Source organism: Nonomuraea lactucae (assembly GCF_003313395.1).
Taxonomy (GTDB): Bacteria; Actinomycetota; Actinomycetes; order Streptosporangiales; family Streptosporangiaceae; genus Nonomuraea; species Nonomuraea lactucae.
Genome location: NZ_QNFZ01001064.1, coordinates 25069 through 36311 on the forward strand (window position 1 = coordinate 25069; position 11243 = coordinate 36311).

Genomic DNA, 11243 nt, shown 5'->3' on the forward strand with positions numbered 1-11243 from the left:
ATCGGTCCTGGACACCATTGTTCTGTAGGCTCGAAACGCCATGGACGTGACTCCCCCCTTCACCCTCCGCCGCGTGGGCATCGCCCTCGCCGGCGTCGCGGTCGCCGCACTGACCGGCGCCGCGTGCGCGCTCTCCTTCGACGACCTGCGGGCGCTGGCCATCCGCGGCGAGGCCCGGCCCGGGCTGGCCTACCTCTATCCGGCGGGCTTCGACGCGCTGCTGGCCGTCGCGCTGATCAGCGTGCTGCTGCTGCGCTCGGCCCGGCTGCTGGTGCGGGTGCAGGCGGCGACCGTGCTGGTCCTGCTCATCGTGGCCGCCGCGGCGGCGAACGTCACGACGGCCCTGCGGCTCGACTTAGAGGTACGGCCCGCGGTGGTGGGCGTCGCGCTGGCGCCCTGGGTCATGCTGGCCCTGGGGCTGTGGCTGTGGCTGCTGCTCATCAAGCACGTCCAGGATCGCCGCGCCTCGGCCGGTGACGACAGCGCCGAGGAGACGGTGGAGGAGGACCTGGTCCCGTTCCGGCGCGGCCGTGCGGGGGACGCGGCGCCTCCGCCGGCACCGCCTGCCGCACCATCTGCCACACCCCCGACCACACCCCCGACCACACCGCCGACCGCACCGCCGCTGGTCCCGCCCGCGCAGCCGGTGCTGGAGCCCGCACCCGTGGTCGGCCCCACCCCTGCTCCGGGGACGCCGCCCGTCTCGGAGCGGGTGACGAGCTGGGCGACATCGGAGTCCGGGCGTGTCGCCGACCCGTCCGCCTCCGAGCACGCAGCCCCACTGCCCAAGCACGCAGCCCCTCTGCCCGACCCCGACCCCGACCCCGAGCCCGAGCCTGTACGTGAGCCTGAGCCCATGCCGGACCCCGTGCCGGAGCCCGACCCCGAGCCCGACCCCCAGCCGGAGTCCGAGCCGGATGCCGAGCCGGACGCCGAGCCTGAGCCTGAGCCGGTTCGGGACTTACGGGCTGACCAGGAGCCCGCGGCCGGTCAGGAGGTGGCCGATGAGGAGCCTGAGCCCGTTCCCGATGTCGAACCCGAGCGCCGTCCCGTTCGCTGGGGTGACCGGGTGAAGCCGACGGACGTCCTGGTGCACCCGCGTCCGGTCACCGAGAAGGACGTCGACACCCAGCCCGTACGCGCGTTCACCGGCGCACCGGCCGGCAACCCCGACCCTCACCACGGCCCGGACGCCGCCGACCCGTCCGAGTCCGCGCCCGGCCGGTCCGGGCACGAGGACACCGCCCCGCACCCTGTCACGGCCATGGAGGACACCGCACCGCACCCCGTGCTCCACGACCACGACGCCCCCTCCGGGCGTCTCCGCAGCACGCCCCTGCCGCCGGAGGAGTGACGCCGGGCGACGGCTCACCGGCAACACGGAGACCCGCTCGGACGGACCGAGCGGGTGTTTCCGTATGACCGTGATAGCCCGTACGCCGTCGCCGGCGCCGGCCCTCGCCGGCTGGAGGACGGCTAGAGGGTGGTCTTGCCGCTGCCGCGTCGGAGCCCTGCCACCAGGCCTACGCCCACGATCGCCAGGACGACCTGCATGACCAGCTCGATCCAGTCGATGCCCGAGGTCGTCGCGACGCCGAGAACCTGTGCGATGAGCGTACCGATCAGCGCGGCGACGATGCCGACGACGACGGTGAGGATCCACCCGATGGCCTGCTTGCCGGGAAGCAGCAGACGGCCGAGTGCGCCGATCACAGCGCCAATGACGATCGCGCCAAGGATGGACTGGATTGTCATGGTACGAAACCTCCCGATGAGGGTGAGCCATTCACTCTCACGGTGGGATCAGTACCCCTTCCCGGACGAATATTCGTGGCTGCGTCGAATGCCCAGGTCAGGTGGGTGTTGTCCCGGATCCGCCCGCCTTTCCGGTGGTCATCCGGGTCACCAGCAGCACCCCGGCCACGGCGAGGACGAGCTGGAGGAGGTGTTCGAGCCAGTCGATGCCCCTGGTGTCGGCCAGGCCGACTATGTGAGCGATGAGCGTGCCGAGCAAGGCGGCCACGATGCCGACGACCAGGGTCAGCCCGATGGACATGTTCTGCTTGCCCGGGACGATCAGCCGGGCCAGCGCGCCGACGATGGCGCCGATGACGATCGCGGACACAATCGCGCCGATCATACGAATTCCCCCCGAAGTGCTCGTATGCACAAGGGACGTACCCGGCGAAGCGCCACACTACCCATAAAGGCGACGGTCCGTACCGCGCCAGTGACGGACCGTCGCCTCGGTGGCTCGGCGGGCCGGAGACGCCGCCCGCCCGGGATGCCCTCAACCGCATCCCGGTAGATGACGCCCTAGGCTCCGGAAAGGTTGACCACGAGCGCGGTCGCGATGGCCGCGACGCCTTCGCCGCGCCCGGTGAGCCCGAGGCCGTCGGTGGTGGTCGCGCTGATGGTCACGGGCGCGCCGATGGCGGCGCTGAGCGCCTTCTCGGCCTCGGCCCGGCGCGGCGCCAGCCTGGGCCGGTTGCCGATCACCTGGAGCGCCACGTTGCCGATCTCGTAGCCCGCGGCGCGGACCTGGCGCGCGGTCTCCTCGAGCAGAGCGACCCCCGAAGCGCCCGCCCAACGCGGGTCGGCGGTCCCGAACAGGCCGCCCAGATCCCCGAGACCGGCGGCCGACAGCAGGGCGTCGCAGGCCGCGTGGGCGGCGGCGTCGCCGTCGGAGTGGCCCGCGAGGCCCGTCTCACCCGGCCAGTGCAGGCCCGCGAGGTTGAGCTCGCGCCCGGAAGCGAACGGGTGAACGTCGACTCCGACGCCCACCCGCGGGAAGCTGGTGCTCAGGAGTTGAGGACCTCGTCGAGCAGGGCCTCAGCCTTGTCCTCGTTGGTCTTCTCGGCGAGGGCGAGCTCGCTCACCAGGATCTGCCGAGCCTTGGCGAGCATGCGCTTCTCACCGGCGGACAGGCCGCGCTCACGGTCCCTCCGCCACAGGTCGCGAACCACCTCGGCGACCTTGTTCACGTCCCCCGACGCGAGCTTCTCCAGATTGGCCTTGTAACGACGAGACCAATTGGTCGGCTCCTCCGTGTGCGGCATCCGGAGGACATCGAATACGCGCTCAAGGCCTTCCTGGCCGACAACATCGCGCACGCCGACAAGCTCTGCGTTTTCAGCTGGCACCTGGACGGTAAGGTCGCCCTTGTCGACCTTGAGCACCAGGTAGGTCTTTTCCTCACCCTTGATGGATCGCGTCGTGATTGCCTCGATCCGAGCAGCCCCATGGTGGGGGTAGACGACAGTGTCGCCGACCTGGAAAGTCATGTGACAAGTACCCCTTCCGCTGTACTCCAGGGTACCACGCATCCACAGCCTCCCGGAACAGTGAAATCACCATAACTGCAGGTCAAAGCCGCATATTAGGGGTTGACAAGCGGTCAACTCTATGAATCGCATATGCGGACATGGCTAATGACCTGCGGGGGTGTGTAAATGACCATGGAATCAGGTCGATAAGGTAGGCGCTGCCCATCATGCCCGCGCGATAGCAAGGAGAACCCGCCCGTGACCAGCCGTCGCTGGATTGTCGCCGCCGCCATGCTCCTGGCCGCTCCCGTCCTCGCCGGCTGTGCGGCTGGATTCGACGCGAACACCAACAAGCCGTACGCCCCCGCCGAGGGAGCCGCCCTCATCCAGAACGGCGCCTACGGCTCGCGCGGCATCCAGATCCCGCAGGCGTTCATCCTCGGCCCCGACCCGGGCGCGCAGCTGGCGTGGCGCGGCTCCGCCCCGATCTACCTCGCCATCATCAACACGGCGGGCACCCCCGACACGCTGCGGCAGGTCTCCGCCGGTTCGCTGGGCACGGTGAAGGTCGCGGCGCCGATCCAGCTGCCGAGCAACGAGCTCGTCAACACCGGCAAGCCGACGCCTCAGCTCATGCTGGAAGGGCTCTCCAAGGCCCTCAGGGGCGGCGAGAGCGTCAGGCTGGATCTCACCTTCGCCAACGCGGGAGTCGTGTCCCTGGAGGTGCCTGTGGTCACGCGCAGCCGCGAGTACAAGGCCTACCCGCCCGCCCCGGGCGCGACCGCGGCCCCGACGCCCACCCCCACGCCCTCGGCCACCGCGGAGACCCACGAATCCGGCCACTGACATCACCTCCGGTCCTGTCCCCACAGTGAGGGAACCGTCGCCTGTCCCGGGACACCGGCGACGCGCCCGGGTAACGCCGCGACGTGGTGGCGCCTCACCGAGGGGCGGTCGCGGCACGCCGAGGTGGTGACCCGTCATGTCAGACGCGGGCGACGGCCGGGCGGGGGGCGCGCTCCACGAGGGAGTCGGCAGCGCGTGAGGAGCCGTCCCGGAGGCCGGGGCGGTGGTGCCGTGGAGGGGGTCAGTCCTCCGAGGCGTCGAACTTGTAGCCGAGCCCCCGCACCGTCAGGATGCAGCGCGGGTTGGACGGGTCGGCCTCGATCTTGGCGCGCAGCCGCTTGACGTGCACGTCGAGGGTCTTGGTGTCGCCCACGTAGTCGGCGCCCCAGACGCGGTCGATGAGCTGCCCGCGGGTGAGGACGCGCCCGGCGTTGCGCAGGAGCACCTCGAGGAGTTCGAACTCCTTCAGCGGGAGCTGCACCTGCTCGCCCCGCACCGCCACGACGTGCCGGTCGACGTCCATGCGCACCGGCCCCACCGCCAGCACGGCGGCCTCCAGCTCCTCCACGACGTCGCCCTGGCGGCGCAGCACGGCGCGGATGCGGGCGACCAGCTCGCGGGAGGAGAACGGCTTGGTGACGTAGTCGTCGGCGCCCAGCTCCAGGCCGACGACCTTGTCGATCTCGCTGTCCTTGGCAGTCAGCATGATCACCGGCACCTTGGACTTCTGCCGCAGCGACCGGCACACTTCCGTGCCGGGCAGGCCGGGCAGCATCAGGTCCAGCAGCACCAGGTCGGCGCCGTTGCGGTCGAACGTGTCGAGCGCCTCGGGGCCGGTCGCCGCTACCGAGACCTCGAAGCCCTCCTTGCGCAGCATGTAGGACAGGGCGTCGGAGAAGGACTCCTCGTCCTCCACCACGAGAACTCGTGTCATTTGGCGGCCTCCAGGGGGCTCGAGGGTGGTACGGCTACCGCGGTGCCGCCGAAGGCGGGCAGCCGCAGCGTGAACGTGGACCCGGAGCCTTCCTTGCTCCAGACGGAGACCTCGCCCGCGTGCGCCGCGGCGACGTGCTTGACGATCGCGAGGCCGAGACCGGTGCCGCCGGTGGCGCGTGACCTCGCGGCGTCGACCCGGAAGAAGCGCTCGAAGATGCGTTCCAGCGACTCCTCGGGGATGCCGATGCCCTGGTCGCTGACGCTGATCTCGACGGAGTCGCCCGCCGGCCTGACGCTGACCACGACCCTGGTGTGCTCGGGGCTGTAGGCGATCGCGTTGTCGATCAGGTTGCGGAGGGCGGTGACGAGCAGCTCGCCGTCGCCCCAGATGCGCAGCCCTTCGGTGCCGCCGGAGACCAGGGTGATGTCCTTGGCCACGGCGCGGGTGTTGCAGTGGTCGATGGCGTCGTGGACGGCGTCGTCGATGGTCACCTGGCCGGGCGTGGGGATGGGCTCGGCGCCCTGGATGCGGCTCAGCGTGATCAGGTCCTGCACGAGGTAGGTGAGCCTGGCCGCCTCGTGCTGCATGCGCCCGGCGAAGCGGGTGACCGCCTGGGGGTCGTCGGCGGCGTCCTGGATGGTCTCGGCGAGCAGGCTCAGCGCGCCGACCGGGGTCTTGAGCTCGTGGCTGACGTTCGCCACGAAGTCGCGGCGCACCGCCTCGACCCTGCGCCGCTCGGTCTGGTCCTCGGCGAGCACCAGCACCTGCCCGTGGGAGCCCAGGGGGGCCACCCGGACCGCGAAGTTGGTGATCTCCTGGCCGAACTTGTGGCCGGCGACGTCGATCTCGCTCTCGCGGATCTCGCCGTCCCGGCGTACCTGCCTGGCGAGGGCGAGCAACTCGGCCGCCATCAGCCTGTCGCCCTTGACCAGCCCGAACGCGCGGGCGGCCGAGCTGGCCCGCAGTACGCGGTCGTGCGCGTCGAGCACGACGGCCGAGGAGGGCAGGACCGCGAGCACCGAGGCGACCCCCTGCGGCAGGGAGCCGGTGTCGGTGTCACCGGCTGCTTCGGTCCTGCTCGGAGCCTCGATCTGGTTTCGGTAGAACAGAATCGCCAGAGCCCCCACGACGAAGCCGGCCAGGGCGGCGAAGCTCATGGCCATCTCACTCATGACTTCGATGGTAGGCGGCGAACCCGTGGCGGCAGACCTCTCACCTGGGGATGAACGTCTCTTTCCCGGAAAGTTCATCTTCCTGTCGGGGATCGTTCATCGACGCGCGCATACGGTGGCTGCATGCGCGACGCCTACCACGAGGAACTCGACTCGCTGACGGACAAGCTGGTCGAGATGACGAGGCTCGTCCGTTCGGCGATCTCCCGCGCCACGACGGCCCTGCTGGACTCCGACCTCCAGCTCTCGGAGAGCGTGATCTCCCGGGACGAGGCGGTGAACGCTCTCTTCAGCGACATCGAGACGACGATCATGGAGCTGATGGCCAGGCAGCAGCCGGTGGCCGTGGACCTGCGGATGGTCATCACGGCGCTGCGCATGGGCACGGACCTGGAGCGCATGGGCGACCTGGCGGTGCACGTCGCCAAGGTCGCGCGGCTGCGCCACCCCGACTCGGCGATCCCGCCCGAGATGCGCTCCACGATCGTCGAGATGGGCCAGATCGCCGAGAACCTGGTCACCAAGGCGGGCAGCTGCGTGACCACCCGCGATGTCGACTCGGCCCTGGAGCTGCAGCAGGACGACGACGCGATGGACAAGCTGCACCGCAGGCTGTTCAGGAACATCCTGTCCAAGGACTGGCCGCACGGCGTTGAGCCGGCGATCGACATCACGCTGATCGGGCGCTACTACGAGAGGTACGCCGACCACGCCGTGCGCGTCGCCGAGGCCGTCGTCTACCTGGTGACAGGGTCCCGGCCCGGCTGAGCCGGGACCCTCGGCCGGGGCTCAGCGGCCCTGGTTGGCCACCGCTTCGATGGCCGCCTCGGCGGCGGCCGGGTCGAGGTATTCGCCGCCGCGCCGCAGCGGCCTGAACTCGGCGTCGAGCTCGTAGCGGAGCGGGATGCCGGTGGGGATGTTCAGCCCGGCGATCTCGTCGTCGCCGATGCCGTCGAGGTGCTTGACCAGGGCGCGCAGGGAGTTGCCGTGCGCGGCCACGAGGACGGTGCGGCCCGCCGCGAGGTCGGGGACGATCTCGTCGTACCAGTAGGGCAGCATGCGGTCGACGACGTCCTTGAGGCACTCGGTGCGGGGCATGAGCTCGGGCGGCAGGAGGGCGTAGCGGGGGTCGCCCACCTGGGAGTATTCGTCGCCGTCCGCGATCGGGGGCGGTGGCACGTCGTAGGAGCGCCGCCAGAGCATGAACTGCTCGTCGCCGAACTCCTCGCGCGTCTGCGCCTTGTTCTTGCCCTGCAGCGCGCCGTAGTGGCGCTCGTTGAGCCGCCAGGAGCGGCGTACGGGCAGCCAGAGCAGGTCGGCCTCGCCGAGCGCGAGCTGGGCCGTCTGGATGGCCCGGGTCAGCAGGCTCGTGTGCACCACGTCGGGCCGCACACCGGCGTCGAGGAGGAGCTTGCCTCCCCTGCGGGCCTCGTCCTCGCCCTTGGCCGACAGGCTCACGTCCACCCAGCCGGTGAACAGCCCCTTCGCGTTCCAGTCACTCTCGCCGTGCCGCAGCAGCACCAAAGTCGCCATGCGGCCAATCCTATGGTTCGCCCCGGAGTGAGACAGGCCAGTGCAGGCAGGCCAGTGCAGGCAGGCAAGTGCGGGCAGGACCGGGGCGAGGCGGGGCGGGGCGGTCAGGCCTCGGAGCGGGCGGGATCGGCGAAGCGCGCGAACGCCTGGAGGTTGGCCAGCGACTCGCCGCGCTTGGCCCGCCACTGCCACTCGCGCCTGATCGAGGAGGCGAAGCCCAGCTCCAGCGCCCTGTCGAACCAGTCGTCGGAGTAGGTGAGCACGCAGCCGAGGATGCGGTCGACCTCGTCCTCGGTGACCGCCGCGAGGGGGACGCGGCCGACGAGGTAGACGTCGCCGGCGGGGTCGACGGAGAAGTGCACGCCGTACATGGAGCCGTTCTTGCCGAGCAGCCACTTGTAGAACTCGGCGTGGTTCTCGTCGGGCTGGCGGCAGAAGAAGGCCTCGACGTGCAGCACCTGCTCGCCGACGATCAGCCACGTCATGGTGGCGAGCTTGTGCTGGCCCGGGAGCCGCACCAGGAACGCCCCGGGCCGCGGCTCGTCGTGGGTGACGCCCGCGGCTTCGAGCGCGGCTTCGACGACATCGCGCATGCCGTACACACTACGAGACACCGTGCGGGACACCCTTCGAGACGGCCGGACCTACGAGCTGACCGCGACGGGCAGGCTGTGGAGGTTGGCGACGGCGCCCGCGTATACCTCCATGAGGCGCGAGGCGGTGGCCTGCCAGCCGAACCCGGCGGCGTGCCGGCGGGCTCCGGTGGAGAGGTGCTCGCACCAGCGCGGTGAGGTGACGAACCTGCGCAGCGTGCGCGCCCACTCGTGCGCGTCGTGGCCGTCCACGAGGACGCCGGACACCCCGTCGCGTACGGCGGTGCGCAGCCCGCCGACGGCGGCCGCGGCGACGGGCGTGCCGCATGCCTGCGACTCCAGGGCGACGAGGCCGAACGACTCGCTGTAGGAGGGCACGACGGTCACGTCGGCGGCGCGGTACCAGTCGGCCAGCTCGTGCTGCGGCGCGGGCGGCACGAGGCGCACGACGTCGGAGAGGCCCAGCTCGGCGGCCAGGTCGGTGAGGAGGGAGGGCCTGGCGAGGCCGTTGCCCGAGGGGCCGCCCACGCACGCCACGACCAGGCGCTCGCGCAGCGAGGGGTCCTCGATGAGCATGCGGGAGGCGGCGCGCAGCAGCACGTCGGGGGCCTTGAGCGGCTGGATCCTGCCCACGAACAGCAGCACGTGGGCCTCCTGCGGCAGGCCCAGCCGGTGCCTGGCCGCGCCCTTGGAGGCGGGCTGGAAGACGCTGAGGTTGACGCCGGGGTTCACCACCGCGACGCGCCCATCGTGCGCGCCGTACAGCTCGATGAGCTCGCGGGCCTCGTCGTCGGTGTTGGCCACGAGGCGGTCGGCGATCTCCACGACCTGCTGCTCGCCGAGCACGCGGGCCTGCGGCTCGGGCTTGTCGTCGCGGGCCAGGAGCTGGTTCTTGACCTTGGCCATGGTGTGCATGGTGTGCACGAGCGGCACGCCCCAGCGTTCCTTGGCCAGCCAGCCGACCTGGCCGGACAGCCAGTAGTGGGAGTGGATGACGTCGTAGCGGCCGGGATCGTACATGGCCTCGGTGCGCAGCACGCCCGACAGGAACGCGCAGAGCTGGCCGGGCATGTCGGCGCGGTCCAGCTCCTCGTACGGGCCGGCGGTGAGGTGGCGGACCATGACGCCGGGGGCGAGCTCGGCCACCGGCGGGAGGTCCCTGGCGGTGGCCCGGGTGAAGATCTCCACCTCCACACCGGCCTGGGCGAGCCGCTTGGCCGATTCGACGATGTACACGTTCATCCCGCCGGCGTCGCCTGTGCCAGGCTGCTCCAGCGGCGATGTGTGCATGCTGATCGTCGCGACCCGGTTGACCCGTCGTCGCCTCACCACAACATCACCTCCAAACGGTTGACAACTTCCCCGATCTTCCCGGCATTCCCGGCAAACGGTGACGGCAGGGTACCCTCAGGGCGCGCCCTGGCAGGATGTGCGCATGAAGAAGACGGCTGTGGTGACAGGCGCGAGCAGCGGCATCGGCGAGGCGACGGCCCGGCGGCTGGCCGCCGAGGGCTACGACGTGGTCGCGGGCGCGAGGCGGCGCGAGCGGCTGGACGAGCTGTCCGCCAAGGTGCCCTCGATCAGGCCGGTCACGCTCGACGTGACCTCGCAGGAGTCCGTGGACGAGCTGGCGGCCGAGCTGGAGCGCTGCGACGTGCTGGTCAACAACGCCGGCGGCGCGTTCGGGATGGAGAGCGTGGCCGAGGGGCGGCTGGACGACTGGCAGCGGATGTACGACACGAACGTGCTGGGCACGCTCCGCATGACCCAGGCGCTGCTCCCCAGGCTGATCGAGTCGGGTGACGGGGTGCTGGTCCTGCTGACCTCGACGGCGGGGCTCGTGGCGTACGAGGGCGGCGGCGGCTACGTGGCGGCCAAGCACGCCCAGTCGTCCATGGCCGGGACCCTCCGGCTGGAGCTGGTCGGGCAGCCCGTGAGAGTGGTGGAGATCGCGCCGGGCATGGTGCGCAGCGAGGGGTTCGCGGTGACCCGGTTCCGTGGCGACGAGGCGGCCGCCTCCCGCGTCTACGAGGGCGTGCCCGACCCGCTGACCTCCGATGATGTGGCCGACGCGATCGCCTGGTGCGTCACCCGCCCCTCCCACGTGAACATCGACCGCCTCGTCATGCGTCCCCGCGCCCAGGCCGCCCAGCACAAGGTGCACCGCGTCAGTGGCTAGACCGGTCGGCTCGATCACCCGCGGCACGACGGCGCACAACCGGCTGCGGCGCTGCGACCGCTGGATCGCCGCCGCGCACGGCCACGTGCTGCGCGCCGCCGACCGGCCGCTGGTGGTCGACCTCGGTTACGGCGCCTCCCACGCCACCACGCTGGAGCTCTTCACCCGGCTGCGCAGGATCAGGCCCGACGTCGAGGTGACGGGCATCGAGATCGACCCGGCCCGGGTGGCGCTCGCCAAGCCGTACGAGCGGCCCGGGCTGAGCTTCGCTCTGGGCGGGTTCGAGCTGCCGGTGTCGCGCCCGCCGGTGCTGGTGCGGGCGTTCAACGTGCTGCGGCAGTACGGCGAGGCGGAGGCGTGGCACTACTGGGACGTGCTGCGCGGCGCGCTCGCACCGGGCGGGATCGTGGTCGAGGGCACGTGCTCGGAGGTGGGCCACCGGGCCGTCTGGGCCGGCCTGTCGCGCGAGGGGCCGCGGACGCTGACGTTCTCGGCGCGGTTCGACGCCTTCCAGCGCCCCTCCGACCTGGCGGACCGGCTGCCCAAGACGCTCATCCACCGCAACGTGCCCGGGGAGCGCGTCCATGCCTTCCTCAGGGACTTCGACCACGCCTGGGCGGTCAGCGCGCCCCACGGCGCCCACGGGGTGCGCCAGCGCTGGCTGGCGGCGGTCCGGGCGCTGAGCCTGACCTGGCCCGTCGCGCGCCACCCGCCGCT

The 11243-nt window shown here is 71.2% G+C and carries 14 protein-coding genes; 5 read left to right on the forward strand and 9 right to left on the reverse strand.

The window, feature by feature from the left end:
- Positions 1-73: 73 nt before the first annotated feature.
- Entirely contained in the window at positions 74-1354 is a 1281-nt protein-coding gene (locus DQW85_RS42580) for a DUF2637 domain-containing protein (RefSeq protein WP_162795838.1), read from the forward strand.
- Positions 1355-1476: 122 nt separating this feature from the next.
- Here DQW85_RS42580 and DQW85_RS42585 read toward each other — a convergent pair whose 3' ends face one another.
- The 4 genes from DQW85_RS42585 to DQW85_RS42600 form a co-directional block, all read right to left on the reverse strand.
- A complete protein-coding gene (locus DQW85_RS42585; protein WP_113705415.1) occupies positions 1477-1755 on the reverse strand; it encodes a GlsB/YeaQ/YmgE family stress response membrane protein in 279 nt (92 codons plus the stop codon).
- Between the two features lie 97 nt (positions 1756-1852).
- Complete coding sequence (locus DQW85_RS42590; RefSeq protein ID WP_113705416.1) at positions 1853-2140, reverse strand: GlsB/YeaQ/YmgE family stress response membrane protein; 288 nt, start codon at positions 2138-2140, stop codon at positions 1853-1855.
- Between the two features lie 176 nt (positions 2141-2316).
- Complete coding sequence (gene ispF, locus DQW85_RS42595) at positions 2317-2784, reverse strand: 2-C-methyl-D-erythritol 2,4-cyclodiphosphate synthase (RefSeq protein WP_113705417.1); 468 nt, start codon at positions 2782-2784, stop codon at positions 2317-2319.
- A 17-nt stretch (positions 2785-2801) separates the two neighbouring features.
- A complete protein-coding gene (locus tag DQW85_RS42600) occupies positions 2802-3284 on the reverse strand; it encodes a CarD family transcriptional regulator (RefSeq protein ID WP_020544658.1) in 483 nt (160 codons plus the stop codon).
- 240 nt (positions 3285-3524) lie between these two features.
- On the opposite strand from DQW85_RS42600, the gene DQW85_RS42605 reads away from it, so the two are divergent.
- Positions 3525-4112, forward strand: coding sequence for a copper chaperone PCu(A)C domain-containing protein (locus DQW85_RS42605; RefSeq protein ID WP_240197790.1), 588 nt, complete (start codon positions 3525-3527; stop codon positions 4110-4112).
- Between the two features lie 241 nt (positions 4113-4353).
- Here the strand turns inward: DQW85_RS42605 and DQW85_RS42610 are convergent, their stop codons facing one another.
- Together DQW85_RS42610 and DQW85_RS42615 are read right to left on the reverse strand one after the other, a co-directional pair.
- Positions 4354-5046 carry a response regulator transcription factor gene (locus tag DQW85_RS42610; RefSeq protein ID WP_113705418.1) on the reverse strand — a complete coding sequence of 231 codons (693 nt, stop codon included), beginning with the start codon at positions 5044-5046 and terminating at the stop codon, positions 4354-4356.
- Positions 5043-6212, reverse strand: coding sequence for a sensor histidine kinase (locus DQW85_RS42615; RefSeq protein WP_113705419.1), 1170 nt, complete (start codon positions 6210-6212; stop codon positions 5043-5045). The genes DQW85_RS42610 and DQW85_RS42615 overlap by 4 nt, the downstream gene beginning before the upstream one ends.
- A gap of 132 nt (positions 6213-6344) precedes the next feature.
- Here DQW85_RS42615 and phoU point away from each other — a divergent pair, with 132 nt between their 5' ends.
- Positions 6345-6989 (forward strand): phosphate signaling complex protein PhoU, encoded by a 645-nt coding sequence (phoU, locus tag DQW85_RS42620; RefSeq protein ID WP_113705420.1) that lies wholly within the window; start codon positions 6345-6347, stop codon positions 6987-6989.
- Positions 6990-7010: 21 nt separating this feature from the next.
- Here phoU and DQW85_RS42625 read toward each other — a convergent pair whose 3' ends face one another.
- The 3 genes from DQW85_RS42625 to mshA all read right to left on the reverse strand — a co-directional run bounded on the left by DQW85_RS42625 (position 7011) and on the right by mshA (position 9676).
- A complete protein-coding gene (locus tag DQW85_RS42625; protein ID WP_113705421.1) occupies positions 7011-7754 on the reverse strand; it encodes a phosphoglyceromutase in 744 nt (247 codons plus the stop codon).
- Between the two features lie 104 nt (positions 7755-7858).
- Entirely contained in the window at positions 7859-8347 is a 489-nt protein-coding gene (locus tag DQW85_RS42630) for a type III secretion system chaperone family protein (RefSeq protein WP_113705428.1), read from the reverse strand.
- Positions 8348-8398: 51 nt separating this feature from the next.
- Positions 8399-9676 (reverse strand): D-inositol-3-phosphate glycosyltransferase, encoded by a 1278-nt coding sequence (gene mshA / locus DQW85_RS42635; RefSeq protein WP_275888311.1) that lies wholly within the window; start codon positions 9674-9676, stop codon positions 8399-8401.
- Between the two features lie 106 nt (positions 9677-9782).
- Here mshA and DQW85_RS42640 point away from each other — a divergent pair, with 106 nt between their 5' ends.
- Positions 9783-10526, forward strand: coding sequence for an SDR family NAD(P)-dependent oxidoreductase (locus DQW85_RS42640; protein ID WP_113705422.1), 744 nt, complete (start codon positions 9783-9785; stop codon positions 10524-10526).
- On the forward strand, positions 10519-11243 hold a 725-nt coding region (locus tag DQW85_RS42645), incomplete at its 3' end, for a class I SAM-dependent methyltransferase (protein WP_113705423.1). The genes DQW85_RS42640 and DQW85_RS42645, both read left to right, overlap by 8 nt.

Excerpts from the sequence above, each read along its gene's own strand:
- DQW85_RS42585 (WP_113705415.1), bottom strand. The coding sequence starts at position 1,755 with ATGACAATCCAGTCCATCCTTGGCGCGATCGTCATTGGCGCTGTGATC.
- DQW85_RS42590 (WP_113705416.1), bottom strand. The coding sequence starts at position 2,140 with ATGATCGGCGCGATTGTGTCCGCGATCGTCATCGGCGCCATCGTCGGC.
- DQW85_RS42600 (WP_020544658.1), bottom strand. The coding sequence starts at position 3,284 with ATGACTTTCCAGGTCGGCGACACTGTCGTCTACCCCCACCATGGGGCT.
- DQW85_RS42610 (WP_113705418.1), bottom strand. The coding sequence starts at position 5,046 with ATGACACGAGTTCTCGTGGTGGAGGACGAGGAGTCCTTCTCCGACGCC.
- DQW85_RS42615 (WP_113705419.1), bottom strand. The coding sequence starts at position 6,212 with ATGGCCATGAGCTTCGCCGCCCTGGCCGGCTTCGTCGTGGGGGCTCTG.
- phoU (WP_113705420.1), top strand. The coding sequence starts at position 6,345 with ATGCGCGACGCCTACCACGAGGAACTCGACTCGCTGACGGACAAGCTG.
- DQW85_RS42625 (WP_113705421.1), bottom strand. The coding sequence starts at position 7,754 with ATGGCGACTTTGGTGCTGCTGCGGCACGGCGAGAGTGACTGGAACGCG.
- DQW85_RS42630 (WP_113705428.1), bottom strand. The coding sequence starts at position 8,347 with ATGCGCGATGTCGTCGAAGCCGCGCTCGAAGCCGCGGGCGTCACCCAC.
- DQW85_RS42640 (WP_113705422.1), top strand. The coding sequence starts at position 9,783 with ATGAAGAAGACGGCTGTGGTGACAGGCGCGAGCAGCGGCATCGGCGAG.